This is a genomic window from Rathayibacter sp. Leaf248 (assembly GCF_920939495.1).
Taxonomy (GTDB): Bacteria; Actinomycetota; Actinomycetes; order Actinomycetales; family Microbacteriaceae; genus Rathayibacter; species Rathayibacter caricis.
Window position 1 is genome coordinate 2,337,773 of sequence record NZ_CAKLAV010000001.1, and the last position, 17,321, is coordinate 2,355,093.

A 17,321-nucleotide genomic window follows, 5' to 3' on the forward strand; every position below is an offset into this window, starting at 1 on the left:
GCCCGACCCACGCCGGCGTACCCTGCCGCCATGGCACTGCGACTGCGACAGATCGTGCTCGACACGGAGGACGCGCGAGGTCTCGCCTCCTTCTACGCCGCCCTCCTCGGCGGCCGCTACCGGCCCGGCGACGAACCGCCGGCCGACGGCTCCGACGACCGCGCGGAGTGGGTCGCGCTGCGCACGCCCGAGGGGGTGCGGCTCGCGTTCCAGCGCGTCGACCGGCTGCAGCGCGCGACGTGGCCCGAGGGCGAGCACCCGCAGCAGCTGCACCTCGACCTGATGGTGGCGGACGCCGCCGAGTTGGAGGAGCAGCGCGAGCGCGCCGTGGCGCTGGGCGCCGAGGTGATCGACGACCAGAGCGACGACGCGGAGGGACCGCTGTACGTCTTCGCGGATCCGTCCGGTCATCCGTTCTGCATCTTCGTCGCGGAGGACCTCGACGCGCTCGTCGACTGGTGACCGCGTGGAAGAGGCGCGCAGGCGCGTTCTGTAAAAGTTATCGTCGCTCTCCGGTGGGCGTGATAAATTTATCGTGTGCGATCCGCTCTCAGTAATCCCTTCCAACCCGGCTCGGACGTCGTGCCCGATGTCTGGGCGGGGCGGGTCGAGCAGTTGAGCGACTGGCGGGACGTCGTCCGCCCGCGCCGCGCCGCCGGTCTGTACGAGACCGGCCGAACCATCCTCGGCGAGCCCGGAACGGGCAAGTCCAGTCTGGTCCGCCGCATCGCCCGGAGCGCGGCGGACGCCGGCGACTGGGTCACGCCGCAACTGCGGATGCCGTCGGGAGCCGACCCGCTGCGGCTCGTGGCCTCCGCGGTGCTCCGACTGGCCGAGCGGGCGGGGCTGGGCACCTCCCCACGGCAGCGGGTCGTCGAGCTCCTCGCGCGCGTGGAGCAGGTCGCCGTCGCCGGGCTCTCCCTCACCGTGCGCGGCGGGACGGGCCAGGAGCCGTTCACCGCACTGTTCGAACTGCTGGTCGAGCTCGGCGAGGCGGCGATCGAGCAGGACGCCGTCGTGATGATCCACATCGACGAGGTTCAGAACATCACCGACGAGGCCGCGCTGTCGCAGCTGCTCATCGCACTGGGCGACGTGCTGGCGCACGAGGTGGAGGCGATCGCCCCCGGTGGGGCGCGGATACCGCGGTTCCTCCCCGTCACCGTCTACCTGACCGGGCTGCCCGACTTCGAGGACATGGCCGGCGCGAGGAAGGGCGCCACCTTCGCCCGGCGATTCCGCACCACGACGCTCACCGCCCTCGACGAGCGGGATCTGCTCGAAGCGCTCCAGCCGTTCGTCCTCGAGGGGTGGCGGACCACGACCGCCGAGGGCCGCGCCGAGACCGTCACCATGAGCGCCGACGCGGCGACGGCGATCACCGCGCTCTGCTGCGGCGAGCCGTTCCTCTTCCAGCTCGCCGGGCAGCGCGCCTGGAACGCGGCGACGACGGCGGTGATCTCCCAGGACGACGTCGTGTCCGGCTGGCGCGGCGCCGAGCGCGAGGCCTCGGCCCACGTCGAACGCATCCTGAACCGCCTCCCGACGCGAGAGCGCGAGTTCGTCGAGGCGATGGCAGCACTGCCGCCCGCCGAGCGGACACTGACGAGCATCGCCGAGCGGATGGGTCTGACGTCGGCGACGCAGGTCGGACCGTTCTCGCAACGACTCGACACCGTGCGGGGCATCATCGACCGCGGGAAGCCGTACTCGTTCCGCAACCGCGCCGTGGAGGCCTCTCTTACGAGCGACTGGCCCCGCGTGTAGCGGACGTCGGGGGTCGCAGCCGGGCCCGGGCTGAACGATCCCGATGACCGGCTACTGCTCGAGAGAGCATCCTCGGCCTCTCCGCAGGGGCGCGCGAGGCCCCGAGCGCCCCTGCGCCCGAAATCCCTACGGAATCCTCACGGGTGATTTCCCGGATCGGTCCTGGCCGATCACCCGCGGGGCGTAGAAACGGGAGGTGACCTCCTCTCCGGCGCGCGCCGCCGCCACTCCTCCCCCGCCCGTGAAGCGCCGCGCACTCCGCGCCTGGATGCTCACCGGCCTGTCCGAGGAGTCCGGCGCGCACCAGGGTCCGCACGCGACCACGGTCGAGAAGACGCACTCGTGGTGGCGGGTGATGTGCCTCACGGGCGTCGACTACTTCTCGACGCTCGGCTACCAGCCCGCGATCGCCGCGGTCGCCGCGGGGCTCCTCTCTCCGCTCGCCACGATCGTGCTCGTGCTGCTCACGCTGTTCGGCGCGCTGCCCGTCTACCGTCGCGTCGCGCGCGAGAGCTTCCGCGGCGAGGGCTCGATCGCGATGCTCGAGCGGCTGCTGCCCTGGTGGGGCGGCAAGCTCTTCGTGCTGGTGCTGCTCGGATTCGCGGCCACCGACTTCATGATCACCATCACCCTCTCGGCGGCCGACGCCACGGCGCACGCCGTCGAGAACCCGTTCGCACCCGCCTGGTTCGAGGGGGCGGAGGTGCCGCTGACCCTCGGACTCGTGGCGCTGCTCGGACTCGTGTTCCTCAAGGGGTTCAAGGAGGCGATCGGCATCGCGGTCGTCCTCGTGGCCGTGTTCCTCCTCCTGAACCTGGTGGTGATCGCGGTGTCGTTCGGGCACGTGGCCGAGAACCCGGTCGTGATCACCGACTGGTGGAGCGCGCTGACGACGCAGCACGGGAATCCGCTGGTCATGGTCGGGATCGCGCTGATCGTGTTCCCGAAGCTCGCGCTCGGGCTCTCGGGGTTCGAGACCGGAGTCGCGGTGATGCCGCAGATCACCGGCGCGCCCGGCGACACCCCCGCGAACCCGGCGGGGCGGATCCGCGGGGCGAAGCGCCTGCTGCTGACCGCGGCGATCATCATGTCGAGCTTCCTGATCACGTCGAGCATCGTGACGACGCTGCTGATCCCGCAGGCGCAGTTCCAGCCCGGCGGCGAGGCGAGCGGACGCGCACTCGCCTACCTGGCGCACGAGTACCTGGGCGACGGCTTCGGCACCGTCTACGACGTCAGCACCATCTGCATCCTCTGGTTCGCGGGCGCGTCGGCCATGGCGGGGCTGCTGAACATCGTGCCGCGGTACCTGCCGCGCTACGGCATGGCTCCGCAGTGGGCCGCCGCCGTGCGGCCGCTGGTGCTCGTGTTCACCGCGATCGCGTTCCTCATCACGATCCTCTTCGAGGCCGACGTCAACGCGCAGGGCGGGGCCTACGCGACGGGCGTGCTCGTGCTGATCACCTCGGCGTCCGTCGCCGTGTTCCTCTCGGCCCGGCGCCAGCGGCAGCGCAAGCGCACCGTCGGCTTCGCGCTGATCGCGCTCGTCTTCGTCTACACGACGGTCGTCAACGTGATCGAGCGGCCCGACGGAGTGAGGATCGCGGCGGTCTTCATCGTCGGCATCGTCGTCGTCTCCTTGATCTCGCGGGTGCAGCGGTCGTTCCAGCTGCGCGCGACCTCCGTCGTGCTCGACGATCAGGCGCTGGCCTTCGTCCGCTCCGACGCCGACGACTACGGAGTGATCCGCATCGTCTCGCACGAACCCGACGAGGACTCGGAGCAGGAGTACCGCACGAAGCTCAGCGAGGAGCGGCGCGACAGCAACATCCCGGCCCGCTCGCCCGTGCTGTTCCTCGAGGTGCACCGCGCCGACTCGTCCAACTTCGAGGAGGACCTGGAGGTGCGCGGAGTCGTGCGGCACGGCTTCCGCGTGCTGCAGGTGAGCAGCGGCAACGTGCCGAACACGCTGGCCGCGGTGCTGCTCGAGATCCGCTCCGAGACGGGCGTGATCCCCGAGATCTACTTCGAGTGGACGGAGGGGAGCCCGCTGTCGAACATGTTCCGCTTCCTGATCACGGGAGCGGGCGAGGTGGCGCCGGTGACGCGCGAGGTGCTGCGTCGCGCGGAGCCGGATCCGGGGCGCCGGCCGGCGGTGCACGTGGGGTGACGCGGGGTGGGCGGCTCCGGGTGTGGCGCCTCCTCGGCTCTCCAGAAGTTGCGGGAAGCGCGAGCCGCTACCGCAATTACTGGGGAACCGCGACGGGGTGCTCGGCTCGCTCCTCCAATAGTTGCGGGAAGCGCGAGCGGTTACCGCAACTGTTGCGGAACCGCGGCGGGTCCGGGCGCAGGGCGTCGCTCCTCCGAAAGTTGCGGGAAGCGCGAGCCGTTACCGCAACTAGTGAGGAAGCGCGGCGGCGCGCGCGTCGCGGTCGAGGAGGTCGCGGAGGAACCGCGCGTCCGCGGTGTACTCCGCCGCCTCTCCGAGGAGGTGCGGCTTCCCGAGCTCCTCGGCCTTGCCGATCGACATCTCGGCGAGGTCGTGGAGGCGGACGACCGCCACGCGGACGACGTCCGCCCATGTCGCGTCCGAGCCGTACCGGCGCAGGAGCAGCTCGACCCGGCGACGCGCGTCGTCCATCCCGGGCGCTCCCTCCGGAGTCACGGCCGTCAGCGGGACGACGCGCGTCGCGAAGTAGGCGATGTCCCAGAGCCGCGGACCCGGCGAGCACATGTCGAAATCGATCGCGCCGACGAGGGCGCCGTCGACGAACGCCAGGTTGTGCGGGGCGAAGTCGTTGTGGCAGATAACCTCAGCCGGAACCTTGGCCGGCGCCTGCCAGACGGCGCCGTCGACGCCGAAGCCGATGCTCGCGTCGTGCAGTGCGCGCAGCCGGCGCGCTCCCTCCTCGAGGACGGAGTCGCTCCACACCCAGGCGGGCAGCGGGTAGAGCGGCACCTCCCCCTCGACGAACGAGATCCGCTCGCGCCCGCCCTCAACGCCGAGGGGCCGGGGCGCCCAGTCGATCCCGGCGACGGCCAGGTACCGGAGGTAGCGGTGGACGGTCGGCGTCCACGGTCCCGCGTTCCGCAGGACCGTGTCCCCGCTGCGTTCGACGTCGTTCATGTTGCCGCCGGCGAGAGGTCCGTCCATCCGGCCAGCGTAGGCCGCGCGCCGCGGGTCACCGGGTGACCTCGCTCCTCCAGAAGTTGCGGGGAGCGCGAACGATCGCCGCGACTACTGCGGAACCGCGGCGGGGTGCTCGTCGCCGTCGGCTCAGCGGCGCGGTGGGACCGCGGTCACCAGCAGCAGCACGCCGGCCACCGCCTGGCAGACCGCGCCGATCAGCCCGAAGCCCGGAGGGTTGTCGGCCGAGAGGTAGCCGCCGTTGACCGCCGGGGTGAAGACGTAGTCGACGAGGATGCTCGAGCCCAGCACCGCCAGCAGCGCGAAGGCCGGTGGCACGATGCGCCCCTGCGCGCGCATCGAGAGCACGAGCACGGCGATCGAGAGCAGCAGCTCGGCGAACCAGACCCACAGCGGAGCGACCCACTCCGGCGTCGGAGCTTCGTACTGCAGGTACGCGCAGGCCCGGCTCTCGTACCCCTGCGACCAGCACGGCTGCCAGAACACGAGCGCGCCGACTCCCTGCACCGCGGCGTGGCCCAGCAGCAGGACGGCGCTCGCGAAGGCGACGAGCGCGAGGACGACGCTCGCCGTGCCGCGGGGTGCCGTCTCGGTGATCGCCATGCCGCGACGCTACGCGGGCGCGGTGAACGGCGGGGCGCGGGCGCGGGAACAGTCAAGGATCCGCGACCGGGCCGTGAGCGATCAGCCGCGCTCGTCCGATCGCAGGGTGGCGACCCCGAGGGCGATCAGCGCCTGATCGGTGACGACCGCGACGACCTCGAAGCCGAGCGCACGGAGCCGCTCCGCCCGTTCCGGATCGCCGGCGAACGCACCTGCGCGCACGCCGGAGCGACGGGCCGCCGCCACCATCGCGGGCAGCGGGTCGCCGGGTCCGTCGGCGGCGATCAGGTCGGGCAGCGCGACGCCGAGTGCGATCGCGAGATCGAACGGACCCACGAAGACGCCCGCGACTCCCGGCACCGCGAGGATCCCCTCGACCGCGTCGAGACCGGCGCGGGTCTCGATCATCACCCACAGCTCGCAGCGCGCCTCGGCGGGCGTCGGGGCGACCGCTCCCCACAGCCCCGCCATCGGGCCCCAGCTGCGACGGCCGACCGGCGGGTAGTGCGCGGCCCGGACGGCCGCCTCCGCCTGCGCGACCGTCTCGACCATCGGCACGATCACCACGTCGGCACCGGCGTCGAGCGCCCGGCCGATCAGGGCGTCCGAGAGCTCGGCGACCCGCACGGCGACGGGCGACCGCTCCTCGAGCACCGCCGCGGCCCGCAGCGTCGCGACGACGGCGGAGTCGTCGAACGCCCCGTGCTGCGCGTCGAGGCAGAGCCAGTCGACTCCGCTGCGCGCGATCTGCACCGCGGTCAGGGGCTCGCCGAGCTGGCACCACACGCCGTCGGCACGTCCGGCGGGGAGACCTCGCTGCGCGCTCATGCCTCCGATCCTCGCGCACGGGCGCCGCCCCGACGGCGCAGGCCGCTCTCGAGTCGGTGCGCACGATCCAGGTCCCGCTCGATCCGGCGCGCGCACGATTCGCAGGGGATCCGAGGGGGAACGCGCTTCCCACCGCATCGCAGCGTCCCGAGCGGCGCACATCCCCTGCACATCGCACAGGTCACTGCGGAGAGACGCTCTCGCGAGGGGGCGGTGCCATTCGCAGGGGCTTCGAGCGGGAACGCGCTTCCCGCCGCAGTGCAACGTCCGGGAGGACGCACATCCCCTGCAAACCGGACAGACCCCCACCGGAGAAGCGCGTCCGACGCGCTCAGAGCGGCCGGGGCCGGTACGCCTCGATCAGGGCGTCGAACAGCGCGTTCATCCGCTCGTCGACGACCCGGCGCGACGGATCGGCGTCGTACCACTCGACGATCTCGCGCGCGCCGTCGCTGAACCGCACGGCCGGCGAGAACGCGGGCACCAGGCTCCGCACCTTCGCGTTGTCGAAGACCATCGAGTGCGCCTTGTCGCCCAGGATCCCGGCGCCGAGCTCCGGATCGGCGGCGGCGATCGCGTCGGACGCGACGTGCACGATCCGCGCCTCCACTCCCGCCGCCGCGGCCAGGTCCTGGTGGATGCGCTCCCAGGTGGGCGTCTCGTCGCCGGTGATGTGGAACGCCTCCCCGATCGCGGCCGTGGCGCCGAACAGGCCGACGAGCCCGACGGCCACGTCGCTGCTGTGGGTCAGGGTCCAGAGCGAGGTGCCGTCGCCCGGGACGACCACCTCGAGGCCGCGCCGCATCCGGTCGATCACGGTCCAGCCTCCGTCGACCGGCAGCGCGGTGCGGTCGTAGGTGTGCGAGGGCCGCACGATCGTCACGGGGAAGCCGCTGCGGCGGTACTCGGCGACGAGGAGGTCCTCGCAGGCGATCTTGTCCTGCGAGTACGTCCAGAACGGGTTCCGCAGCGGAGTCGACTCGGTCACCGGCACGCGCGCCGGCGGCTTCTGGTAGGCCGAGGCCGAGCTGATGAAGACGTACTGGCCGGTGCGCCCGGCGAACAGGTCGATGTCCTGCTGCACGTGCTCGGGGGTGAACGCGGCGAACTCGACGACGACGTCGAAGTGCTCGTCGCCCAGGGCGTCGCGCATCGAGGCGGAGTCGCGGACATCGGCGGTCAGGGTCCGCACGCCCTCGGGGAGCGGCCGGATCGACGTCCGCCCCCGGTTGAGCACGGTCACGTCGTGCCCGACGGCGAGGGAGCGGCGGACGCCCTCCGCGCTGATGATGCCGGTTCCACCGATGAACAGCACGCTGAGCGACATGCTCGACCTTTCCGAGAGGGGAGGTGCGAGGTGCACCGGGCTCCATCCCCTCACATCCCGGGCGGAGGCGCCAGGGGGTGTCGGAGAGCGCGGTCACGGACACCCCGCGGTCTGCCTAGGCTCGACGGATGCGCCCTCCACGTCTCCTCCAGCAGGTCGTCGGCACGCTCAGCGGGCAGAAGCCGGCCGCACCCGTCAGCCGCCGTGCCCGCCGCGCCTCCCTCGCCGAGCAGACCGTGCGCAGCGTGCTCGAGCTGGCGGTGCGGCTCGGCGAGACGCTGCTCTCGCTCGGAGCGGCGGCGGCCGAGGTGACCGAGACGATCCAGCGCGTCTGCCGGGCGTACGGCATCGAGGTGCAGGTCGACCTCACGTTCACGTCGATCCTCGTGGTGCACGACGGAGGCGACGACTCCGCCGGCGTGAGCGTGCTGCGGGTCGTGCAGACGCGCAGCGCCGACTACGAGCGGCTCGCCCGCGTGACGGCGCTGGTCACCGCGATCACCGACGGCTCCCCCGAGGTGCGGGTCGCCGACACCGTCGACTCGACCGAGGCGCGCGACGAGGCCCGGCACCAGTTCGAGGCGGCCCACGAACGGCTCGACGCGATCCTCGTGCAGCCGCACCGCTACCGCCGCGCCGTCGTCACCCTCACTCTCGCGGTCATGGCCGCCGGAGTCGCGGTGCTGCTGGGCGGCGGACCGCTCGTGGTCCTCGTCGCGGCCGCCACCGCCGCCCTGATCGACACCGTCACCCGACTGCTGGGCGGGTGGGGCCTGCCCGCGTTCTTCCAGCAGATCGCGGGCGCGGCGGTCGCGACCGGAGTGGCGGTGCTGCTGCTCGCGGTCGTGCCGCAGCTGCCGGTCGAGCTCGCCGCGCTGCCGCCGGCGCTGGTGGTCGCCTCCGGGGTCGTCGTGCTGCTCGCCGGCCTCTCGTTCGTCGGCGCCGCGGACGACGCGATCAACGGCTTCCCGATCACCGCCGGCGGACGCCTGCTCGAGGTCGGACTGCTCACCCTGGGCATCGTCGTCGGGATCGCCGCCGTGCTCGACGCGGCGCGCTCCCTCGGCGTCGAGCTCGTGCTCGTCGACTCCTACGCCCGCCCCTGGCCGGCCGGCGTGCAGATCCTCGGCGCGGGGATCGCGGCCGGCGCGTGGGCGCTCTCGTCGCACACCCCGCCGCGGCCGGCGCTGATCGCCGCGCTCACGGGTGCGGGCGCGTGGCTCGCCTCCGACTCGCTCCTCGCGCTCGGCGCCGCTCCGCTGATGGCCAGCGCCGCTCCCGCGCTCGTCATCGGCCTGCTCGGCGAGGCCCTGTCCGACCGGATGCGGATCCCCGCCGTCGTGACGACCGCCTGCGGGATCGTGCCGCTGCTGCCCGGGCTGACGCTCTACCGCGGCGTGCTGGACCTGACGTCCGGCGGCGACCCGGCGAGCGGCATCGAGCTGCTGCTGCAGGCCGGGATGATCGCCGTCGGGCTCGCGGGAGGCGTCACGCTCGGGCGCATCGCATACCGCCGACTGCGGACTCCGGTGGTGCGCGCGGTGGCGCCGGTGCGCGCGCGGGCGCGGCGGGACCGCGGGATGGACGCGGCGCTGGCCGCCGACGTGCTGTACCGGGAGGGCGAGCCGTCCCCGACCACGGCGCCGCTGCCCGTCGCGGATCCGGCGCCCTCCCCCTCGGATCCGCACGAGCCGCTCGTGCGGACGGGGACCCTCCCGATCATCAGCACGATCGGGGCACCGGAGGCGAACGGCGTCTCCGACTCCGCGGACCCGGACCGCGACTGACCCGCGAGTCGGCGCGGAACGGGCCCCCACGGGCCCGCCGAGCCCGGATCGCGTCCACTCGTGCAGTAGCGGCCCCGAGAGTGGACCCGGAACGGGCCCCATCCGGCCTGCAGAACCCGGATCGCGCCCACTCGTGCAGCGACGCATCCGCGAGTGGACTCGGATCGGGCCTGATACGACCCGCAGAGACCGACGAGCGACCAGTCGCCGCCCGCTCGAGCATCGCCGTCACCACTCCCCCTTTCCTCACCCCGGGAATGGTCCTACAGTCGGTCGTGACAAATCGTTTTGTCGCCACAGCACTGCGGAGCGAGCACCACCCGCGGGCTCCTCGATCCGGAGCACCGCGTTCCCTCCTCCGCACGCCGCACCCCCAGCACACGAGAGCGAGCACCGATGCCCGGCCCCTTCCAGTACGACGTCACGACCTGGCCCGTCGGCGATCCGACCCGCGACGTCGGCGAGGTGCTGAACAGCATCCTCGACGACGTCCGGAGCCGTCAGACCGCCACCGACGAGCAGCAGGGCGGCAGGCCCGGCGCCGTCATCCACCTCCCGCCGGGCGACTACCCGCTGCGCACGCAGGTCGTCATCGACATCAGCTATCTGCGCATCCAGGGCTCCGGCCACGGCTTCACCTCCTCCAGCATCCGGTTCAACGTGCCCGAGGCGGAGTGGCCCGACCTGCACGAGCTGTGGCCCGGCGGCAGCCGCATCCAGGTGCTGCTGGAGGGAGGCGCCACGCAGGAGGAGGGCGCCGCGTTCCTCGTCCGCCGCGAGGGCAGCCCGCGGATCAGCTCGGTCGAGTTCGTCGACTTCTGCCTCGACGGGATGCACTTCGAGGCCGACGGCACGGACGTCCACCCCGAGAACACCTACGTGAACCGCCGCACGGGCATCCTCGTCACGAGCGCCAACGACTCCTTCCGGGTCACCGGCATGGGCTTCGTCTACCTCGAGCACGCGCTGACGATCCACCACGCCGACGCGCTCTCGATCCACGACAACTTCCTCGCCGAGAGCGGCAGCTGCATCGAGCTGCTCGGCTGGGGCCAGGCGTCGAAGATCACCGACAACCTGCTCGGCGCCGGCCCGCACGGGCACTCCATCCGAGCCGAGAACCACGGCGGGCTGCTGATCACCGCGAACAACGTGTTCCCCCGGGGTGCGAGCAGCGTGCACCTGAGCGGAGTCACGCGCTCGAGCGTCGTCGCCAACCGCCTGCACTCCTTCTACCCCGGCATGGTGCTGCTCGACGAGGGCAGCTCCGAGAACCTCGTCGCCTCGAACCACCTGCTGCGCGACCACGAGCCGTGGACGCCGTTCCTCGGCATCGACAACGGCCGCGACGACGACTTCGGCCTCGTCCGGATCGACGGCAGCGACAACTCCGTGCTCGCGAACCACGTCTCGGAGGTGGTGGACGCCCGGAAGGTGCGCCCGGAGGGATCCGCGCCGGTGATCGTCCGCCTGGTCGGCGGCACCGGCAACCAGGTCTCGGGCAACCACATCGTGGGCAAGGACGTCCGCGCCGCCTCGGGCGGATCCGCCTTCGAGGCGCAGGTCGACGCGCTGCTCTCGACCGCGACCTCGGATCGGCTCCCGCTGACGACGGTCCTCGTGGACCCGGCGTCGACGCGCAACACGATCCTCGATTCCGGCACCGAGGACGAGGTCGTCGCCGACCGCGCCGTGAACGCGGTGCGGGCGACCCCGTCGATCCCGAGCTGACCCCGCGGAGGGAGGGGCTCGCCGCGCCCCCGGCGTGGTGCTCGGGGCCGGTTCCGCAGATCCTGGGCACGGCCTCGATGTCGCCGGCGTGCGGGCTCTCGAGGGTGAGCCGCGCGGGCGAGCGGAACCGCGACGGCACGCCGAAGCAGCGGTTCCGGCCGCACGGGCGGCCGCGCCGTGCCGCTCACCCGAGCAGGGTGATGCCACCCTCGGTCACCACGGCCCGCAGCTCGGTCAGGTAGCGCCGCGCCTGCTCGGTGAGAGGGATGGCGGAGTGACCGATCCAGCCGATCTCGATCCGCTCGTCGACGTCGAGCGGGACGGCGACGATGGCCGGGTCGAGGTCGTCGCTGATGATGCCGGTCGAGATGGTGTACCCGTCGAGGCCGATCATCAGATTGAAGATCGTCGCCCGGTCGGACACGCGGATCTCCCGGTCGCTCGACAGCGTGGAGAGGATCTCCTCGGCGAAGTAGAAGGAGTTGTCCGCCCCCTGGTCGAAGGTGAGCCGCGGCAGATCGGCGAGATCCGCGAGGGTCACCCGCTCGCGCGAGGCCAGCGGGTTCCTCCGCGAGACGAAGATGTGCGGCAGGGCGAGGAAGAGGGGATGGAAGGCGAGCCCCGCGTCGCGGAGGATCTTGTCGATGACGTCCCGGTTGAAGTCGTTGCGGTACAGGATCCCCAGCTCGCTGCGCAGAGTGCGGACGTCCTCGATGATGTCCCGGGTGCGGGTCTCGCGCAGGGAGAACTCGTACTTCTCCCCCTCCGTGCTCCTGACCATCCGCACGAAGGCGTCGACGGCGAACGAGTAGTGCTGCGTGGACACCCCGAGCAGGCGACGCGACGGCGGCCGCCCCAGGTAGCGCTGCTCGAGGAGCGCCACCTGCTCGATGACCTGCCGGGCGTAGCCGAGGAACTCGGCACCGTCCGTGGTGAGGGCGACCCCGCGGGCGGAGCGGACGAGGAGGGCGCGTCCCACCCGCGTCTCGAGATCCTTCATCGCCGCGGACATGGTCGGCTGAGCGACGTAGAGCAGGTCGGCCGCAGCGGAGATCGACCCCTCGGAGGCGACCTCGACGAAGTAGTGGAGCTGCTGGAGCGAGATCCCGCCCGTTCGTCGTGCCATAGGGCGGGACTATACCCCGGCATAGTCGCGCCGGATTCTTCGATGCCTCCGTGTGACGGGCACTCTGGGTCCGCACGCTTCCCTCAGGGCCGGTGCGGCCTGCTGATCATCGGATTGGGCGCTCATGGCGAACGACGTCACCTTCAGGATCACCACGACCTGCTTCGACGAGGACTACACCCCGTCGACCAGCTCTCGGAGCACCACGAACTTCGCCAACCTCGCCCGGGGCGAGCACCGCAGGCAGAACCTCCGCAACGCCCTGACGATGATCGACCGCCGGTTCAACGACCTCGCCCACTGGGACAACCCCGGTCGGGACCGCTACACCGTCCAGCTCGAGATCGTCTCGGTCGAGGTGGGGTTCCCCGCCGAGGAGGCGGTCCGCGACTTCCCTCTCCTCGAGGTCCTCGACGTGCGGATCGTCGACAGGCTGACCGGTGTGCGCCACCACGGGATCGTCGGGAACAACTTCTCGTCCTACGTCCGCGACTTCGACTTCAGCGTGCGACTGCCGGCCGCGAACACGGGTGCGGAGGAGTTCACCGTCCCCGAGGACTTCGGCGATCTGCACGGCGCCCTGTTCCAGAGCTTCCTCGAGTCCGACGCGTACCGGGAGCGCTTCTCGGCGCCGCCCGTCATCTGCATCAGCGTGTCGACGAGCAGGACCTACCACCGCACCCCGAACCACCACCCGATCCTCGGCGTGGAGTACCGGCAGGACGAGCGGTCCCTGACCGACGAGTACTTCGGCCGGATGGGGCTGCAGGTCCGGTACTTCCTGGCACCCGGCTCCGTCGCGCCGCTCGCGTACTACTTCCGCGGCGACCTGCTCAACGACCACTCGAACCTCCAGCTGATCGGCACGATCAGCACGATGGAGACGTTCCAGAAGATCTACCGCCCGGAGATCTACAACACGAACTCCGCGGCGGCGGACCTGTTCCGGCCGAGCCTCCAGCAGCAGGACTACTCGCGGACGCGGATCGACTACGACCGCGCCGAACGCGATCGCCTCGCCGTCGAGCAGGGCGCCTACACGGCGGAGCACTTCATCGAGCCGCACCGGGAGCTGCTGGACGCCTGGGCGGCGGAGCACCGGACCCCCGCCCGCTGATCAGAGAAGGATCGCCACCCGTGAACACTCTCCTGCCCACCTCCATCGCCGGCAGCCTGCCCAAGCCCTCCTGGCTCGCCGAGCCGGAGACGCTGTGGTCCCCCTGGAAGCTCGAGGGCGACGAGCTGGTCGAGGGCAAGCAGGACGCCCTGCGCATCGCCGCCCACGAGCAGCACCGACGCGGCATCGACATCATCAGCGACGGAGAGCAGACCCGGCAGCACTTCGTCACGACCTTCATCGAGCACCTCGCCGGAGTGGACCACGTGAACCGCGAGACGGTGCGGATCCGGGACCGGTACGACGCGAGCGTGCCGACCGTCGTCGGTGCCGTGAGCCGTGAGCGGCCCGTGTTCGTCGACGACGCGGCGTTCCTCCGCCGGCACACGTCCCAGCCGATCAAGTGGGCCCTCCCCGGACCGATGACCATGATCGACACCCTCGCCGACCGCTACTACGGGAGCCGGGAGAAGCTGGCCTGGGAGTTCGCGGCGATCCTCAACGAGGAGGCGAGGGAGCTCGAGGCCGCCGGGGTCGACATCATCCAGTTCGACGAGCCGGCGTTCACCGTCTTCCACGACGACGTGCGGGACTGGGGGGTCGCCGTCCTGGAGAGAGCGGCGGAGGGGCTGCGCGCCCAGACGGCCGTGCACATCTGCTACGGCTACGGGATCAAGGCGAACACCGACTGGAAGCGGACCCTCGGGCCGGAGTGGCGCCAGTACGAGACGTCGTTCCCGCTCCTGCAGCGCTCCACCCTCGACATCGTGTCCCTCGAATGCCACCACTCCCACGTCCCGATGGAGCTCCTCGAACTCCTCCGCGGCAAGAAGGTCATGCTCGGCGCGATCGACGTGGCGAGCGAGACCGTCGAGACCCCGGAGGAGGTCGCCGGCACCCTCCGCGATGCACTGCGGTTCGTCGACGCGGCGGACCTCCTGCCGAGCTCGAACTGCGGCATGGCTCCCCTGCCTCGCGCGGTCGCCCACGGGAAGCTGAGCGCGCTGACCGCCGGCGCCGAGATCCTCCGCGCGGAGCTCACCGCCTCGGCGTCCTGACCCGCACGAGGCCGGCGGATCAGTCGATCGCGCGCGCCTCGACCCGGCCGCCGAGCACGCGGACGCCGGTGGCCGGCTCGATCGGCCCGCCCAGCACTCCGGCGGTCGTCACGGCCTCCAGCACCGGTCCGTCCACGGCCACCGCGACAGGCCCGCCCGCGTGCGGTGCCGTCCACGGCTCCGAGCCGGCCCGCTCGAGCACGAGCTCGGAGCCGCTCCACACGAGCGCGGACGACGGGGCGATCTCGAGGCGGTCGCCCGGGGCCTCCGGCGTCCAGTCGAGGCGCACGGGGCCGTCGAGCGGCCCCTCGGTCTCGACGGACCGACCTCCCGCCCACGCCGGGTGCGGCAGCAGCACGAGGCGCTCGTCGCGGATCGCGAGCAGGTGCGGCAGGCTCAGCGCGCTGCTCCAGCCGGCCTCGGCGTCGGCGACACCGCGCATCCAGACCATCAGGCACGGCCGCCCGTCCTCGTCGCGGAAGAACGAGGGGGCGTAGTAGGAGTCGCCGAAGCTGAGCCGCCCCCAGTCGCGCGCCTCGAAGCGTCCGTCGGCGTAGTCGCCGATGCCGTAGGCCGCGTAGTGGAGGACGTCGTCGTCCCAGACGGAGCTGATCAGCACGTGCCGGCCGTCGACCTCGACCACCTGCGGGCACTCCCAGAGCGCGCCCGTCCACACGGGCTCGCGCTCGGCGGAGGAGCGGCGCGCGGCGACTCCGTCGTGCTGCCACGAGTCGAGGTCGCTCGACGTGTAGGTGATCGCGAGCGCCTCGCCCGCCGCGGTGCCCGCGCCGACGAACATGCGCCAGCCGTCGCCCTCGCGGAGCACGAAGGGGTCGCGGAACACCACCACGTCCGGGTCGGCGGGCGGCTCGATGAGCACGTCCCCCTTCTCCCACTCGTCCCAGCTCTCGTCGACCGGCCGGGCGACGCGGACCCGGCCGAGCGCGTAGTCCGCCTCGACGGTCGAGGTGTAGAGGATCCGCGCTCCGTCCTCGGCCACGACGAGGCTGCCCGTCCAGATGCCGCCGTCTCCGTCGCCGGGGGCGAGGGCGACGGGGCGGTGCTCCCAGTGCAGGAGGTCGGTCGCGACCGCGTGGCCCCAGTGGCAGTTCGGAGCCCAGACCGTGCTGCCCGGGACGTACTGGTGGAAGAGGTGGTAGCGGCCGTCGTGGAAGGTCAGCCCGTGCGGATCGTTGATCCAGCCGGACTCGGCGGTGAAGTGGATCCGCGGGCGGAGGGCGTCGGCGCGCTCGAGGCCGAGGGGGGAGGTGCTGGTCATATCGTGACAATACGTTTTGGCAAAACGTATTGTCAATCGCGCGCATCCGATGCATGCTGTCGTCGTGCGGTCGCCTCGACAGCGGCCGCTCCCCCTCCCGCAGTGCTTTCGATTGGAGCCGAAGTGATGTCGCTTCGCAGACCTTCCCCCCGACCCGCCCGCCGCCTCCTCGTGATCGGCGCCGCCGCCCTCACCGCCACCACCGTCCTCGCCGGCTGCGGCGCCGGCGGCGGCACCGGCGCGTCCGGCGACGCCGGCACTGTGACCGTCCTCGTCGAGGCCGGCGGCCACGGCGAGCTGCAGCCCATCGCCGACCAGTACACCGAGGAGACCGGCACCTCGATCGAGTTCGTCGAGCTCCCCTACGACGGCCTCTACAACCGCCTCAACAGCGAGTTCTCCTCGGGCAGCGTCTCGTTCGACGTCGCCGCGCTCGACGCGATCTGGCTGCCCGCGTTCGCCGGCGCCGTCACTCCGCTCGACGACCTCTACACCGACGAGGTCACGTCCGACCTGTTCCCCTCGCTCGTCTCCGAGGCGACCGTCGACGGCAGCAAGGTCGGCATGCCGGCCTGGACCAACTCCGAGATCCTCTACTACCGCAAGGACCTCTTCGAGGACGAGGCGCAGAAGACGGCCTTCAAGGCCGAGTACGGCTACGACCTCGTGCCGCCCACCACCTGGGAGCAGTACACCGACGCCGCCGAGTTCTTCACGCAGGACACCGACGGCGACGGCACGCCCGACCTCTACGGCACCGACGTCAAGGGCGCGGTCGAGACGGAGTGGCTCGCCACCCTGTCGCAGACCGGCGAGACCACCATGGTCACCGACACCGACGGCGCCGTCTCGCTGGGCGACGAGAACAGCAAGGAGGCGCTCGACTTCTACACGAGCCTCCTCCCCTACGCCCCGCCCGGAGCCGCTCAGCTCGACTGGGCCGGCGCGCAGAACCTGTTCAACCAGGGCAAGACCGCGATGATGCGCTTCTGGGCGCACGCCTACCGCCAGATCCCGGCCGACGCGGCCGTCGCCGGCAACGTGGGCGTCGCTCCGATGATCGGCGGCGAGGCCGGCCCCGCGGGCGTCCCCGGCGCCTGGTACCTCTCGGTCGCGAAGGCGAGCGAGAAGCAGGAGAAGGCGCTCGAGTTCGTGCAGTACGCCTTCGACAACAACGAGCTCAGCGCCGACTCGAGCCTGGGCCTCGCCTCGCGCATCTCGGTGCTCGAGAAGTACTCCACCGTCGAGGGCTACGAGAACTACGGCCCCCTGCTCGAGACGCTCCAGGCGCCCGCCACGCTCCCCCGCCCCGCGGTCGCCGAGTGGCAGCAGATCGTCGACACCGTGCTCGTGCCGATGCTGCAGAAGGCCGTCGAGCCCGGAGCCGACAACCAGGCCCTGCTCGACGACGCGAAGCAGCAGGTCGAGTCGCTGGTGGCCGAGTGACCTCCGCCACCGAGGTGAGCACCGCGCGCGGCGCCCGGTCGGGGACCTCCCCGGCCCGGCGCCGGCCCCCGCGCCGCGCCCTCACCGACCGCCGCTTCGCCGCC

At 71.9% G+C, this 17,321-nt stretch carries 14 protein-coding genes; 8 read left to right on the forward strand and 6 right to left on the reverse strand.

Translation table 11 applies throughout. The features are described 5' to 3' along the window. Positions 1-30 precede the first annotated feature (30 nt). The 3 genes from LRG51_RS11165 (at position 31) to LRG51_RS11175 (ending at position 3,937) form a co-directional block, all read left to right on the forward strand. A complete protein-coding gene (locus LRG51_RS11165; protein ID WP_055784866.1) occupies positions 31-462 on the forward strand; it encodes a VOC family protein in 432 nt (143 codons plus the stop codon). A 75-nt stretch (positions 463-537) separates the two neighbouring features. Beyond that, positions 538-1,767: an ATP-binding protein gene (locus tag LRG51_RS11170; RefSeq protein ID WP_230672785.1), complete on the forward strand. Its 1,230-nt coding sequence runs from the start codon at positions 538-540 to the stop codon at positions 1,765-1,767. A 268-nt stretch (positions 1,768-2,035) separates the two neighbouring features. Beyond that, the gene (locus LRG51_RS11175; RefSeq protein ID WP_094742689.1) at positions 2,036-3,937 is read left to right on the forward strand and encodes an amino acid transporter; all 1,902 of its coding nucleotides are present in this window, start codon (positions 2,036-2,038) and stop codon (positions 3,935-3,937) included. Between the two features lie 228 nt (positions 3,938-4,165). Here LRG51_RS11175 and LRG51_RS11180 read toward each other — a convergent pair whose 3' ends face one another. The 4 genes from LRG51_RS11180 to LRG51_RS11195 form a co-directional block, all read right to left on the reverse strand. Next, on the reverse strand, positions 4,166-4,921 hold the full coding sequence (locus LRG51_RS11180) for a phosphotransferase (protein ID WP_230672786.1): 756 nt from the start codon (positions 4,919-4,921) through the stop codon (positions 4,166-4,168). A gap of 123 nt (positions 4,922-5,044) precedes the next feature. After that, positions 5,045-5,518, reverse strand: a complete 474-nt coding sequence (locus LRG51_RS11185) for a hypothetical protein (protein ID WP_107574058.1) — start codon at positions 5,516-5,518, stop codon at positions 5,045-5,047. 81 nt (positions 5,519-5,599) lie between these two features. Beyond that, a complete protein-coding gene (locus LRG51_RS11190; RefSeq protein WP_230672787.1) occupies positions 5,600-6,346 on the reverse strand; it encodes an HpcH/HpaI aldolase family protein in 747 nt (248 codons plus the stop codon). Positions 6,347-6,677: 331 nt separating this feature from the next. Continuing rightward, the gene (locus tag LRG51_RS11195; RefSeq protein WP_230672788.1) at positions 6,678-7,673 is read right to left on the reverse strand and encodes an SDR family oxidoreductase; all 996 of its coding nucleotides are present in this window, start codon (positions 7,671-7,673) and stop codon (positions 6,678-6,680) included. 128 nt (positions 7,674-7,801) lie between these two features. Here LRG51_RS11195 and LRG51_RS11200 point away from each other — a divergent pair, with 128 nt between their 5' ends. Then, the gene (locus tag LRG51_RS11200) at positions 7,802-9,460 is read left to right on the forward strand and encodes a threonine/serine ThrE exporter family protein (protein WP_230672789.1); all 1,659 of its coding nucleotides are present in this window, start codon (positions 7,802-7,804) and stop codon (positions 9,458-9,460) included. A 396-nt stretch (positions 9,461-9,856) separates the two neighbouring features. After that, complete coding sequence (locus LRG51_RS11205; RefSeq protein WP_230672790.1) at positions 9,857-11,191, forward strand: NosD domain-containing protein; 1,335 nt, start codon at positions 9,857-9,859, stop codon at positions 11,189-11,191. 184 nt (positions 11,192-11,375) lie between these two features. Here the strand turns inward: LRG51_RS11205 and LRG51_RS11210 are convergent, their stop codons facing one another. Further along, positions 11,376-12,317 carry a LysR family transcriptional regulator gene (locus LRG51_RS11210; RefSeq protein WP_055784840.1) on the reverse strand — a complete coding sequence of 314 codons (942 nt, stop codon included), beginning with the start codon at positions 12,315-12,317 and terminating at the stop codon, positions 11,376-11,378. A gap of 124 nt (positions 12,318-12,441) precedes the next feature. Here LRG51_RS11210 and LRG51_RS11215 point away from each other — a divergent pair, with 124 nt between their 5' ends. Then, positions 12,442-13,434 (forward strand): putative oxygenase MesX, encoded by a 993-nt coding sequence (locus LRG51_RS11215; protein WP_230672791.1) that lies wholly within the window; start codon positions 12,442-12,444, stop codon positions 13,432-13,434. Between the two features lie 20 nt (positions 13,435-13,454). Next, positions 13,455-14,492 carry a methionine synthase gene (locus LRG51_RS11220; protein ID WP_230672792.1) on the forward strand — a complete coding sequence of 346 codons (1,038 nt, stop codon included), beginning with the start codon at positions 13,455-13,457 and terminating at the stop codon, positions 14,490-14,492. A gap of 19 nt (positions 14,493-14,511) precedes the next feature. On the opposite strand, the gene LRG51_RS11225 is transcribed toward LRG51_RS11220, so the two are convergent. After that, positions 14,512-15,771: a glycoside hydrolase family 32 protein gene (locus tag LRG51_RS11225; protein WP_230672793.1), complete on the reverse strand. Its 1,260-nt coding sequence runs from the start codon at positions 15,769-15,771 to the stop codon at positions 14,512-14,514. A 126-nt stretch (positions 15,772-15,897) separates the two neighbouring features. Here LRG51_RS11225 and LRG51_RS11230 point away from each other — a divergent pair, with 126 nt between their 5' ends. Continuing rightward, entirely contained in the window at positions 15,898-17,217 is a 1,320-nt protein-coding gene (locus LRG51_RS11230; protein WP_230672794.1) for an ABC transporter substrate-binding protein, read from the forward strand. Positions 17,218-17,321 lie beyond the last annotated feature (104 nt).

What these genes read in the sequence shown, in the direction of transcription:
- LRG51_RS11195 (WP_230672788.1), bottom strand. Translation starts at nt 7,673, where the DNA reads ATGTCGCTCAGCGTGCTGTTCATCGGTGGAACCGGCATCATCAGCGCG.
- LRG51_RS11175 (WP_094742689.1), top strand. Translation starts at nt 2,036, where the DNA reads ATGCTCACCGGCCTGTCCGAGGAGTCCGGCGCGCACCAGGGTCCGCAC.
- LRG51_RS11215 (WP_230672791.1), top strand. Translation starts at nt 12,442, where the DNA reads ATGGCGAACGACGTCACCTTCAGGATCACCACGACCTGCTTCGACGAG.
- LRG51_RS11230 (WP_230672794.1), top strand. Translation starts at nt 15,898, where the DNA reads ATGTCGCTTCGCAGACCTTCCCCCCGACCCGCCCGCCGCCTCCTCGTG.
- LRG51_RS11165 (WP_055784866.1), top strand. Translation starts at nt 31, where the DNA reads ATGGCACTGCGACTGCGACAGATCGTGCTCGACACGGAGGACGCGCGA.
- LRG51_RS11205 (WP_230672790.1), top strand. Translation starts at nt 9,857, where the DNA reads ATGCCCGGCCCCTTCCAGTACGACGTCACGACCTGGCCCGTCGGCGAT.
- LRG51_RS11210 (WP_055784840.1), bottom strand. Translation starts at nt 12,317, where the DNA reads ATGGCACGACGAACGGGCGGGATCTCGCTCCAGCAGCTCCACTACTTC.
- LRG51_RS11180 (WP_230672786.1), bottom strand. Translation starts at nt 4,921, where the DNA reads ATGGACGGACCTCTCGCCGGCGGCAACATGAACGACGTCGAACGCAGC.
- LRG51_RS11200 (WP_230672789.1), top strand. Translation starts at nt 7,802, where the DNA reads ATGCGCCCTCCACGTCTCCTCCAGCAGGTCGTCGGCACGCTCAGCGGG.
- LRG51_RS11185 (WP_107574058.1), bottom strand. Translation starts at nt 5,518, where the DNA reads ATGGCGATCACCGAGACGGCACCCCGCGGCACGGCGAGCGTCGTCCTC.
- LRG51_RS11190 (WP_230672787.1), bottom strand. Translation starts at nt 6,346, where the DNA reads ATGAGCGCGCAGCGAGGTCTCCCCGCCGGACGTGCCGACGGCGTGTGG.
- LRG51_RS11225 (WP_230672793.1), bottom strand. Translation starts at nt 15,771, where the DNA reads ATGACCAGCACCTCCCCCCTCGGCCTCGAGCGCGCCGACGCCCTCCGC.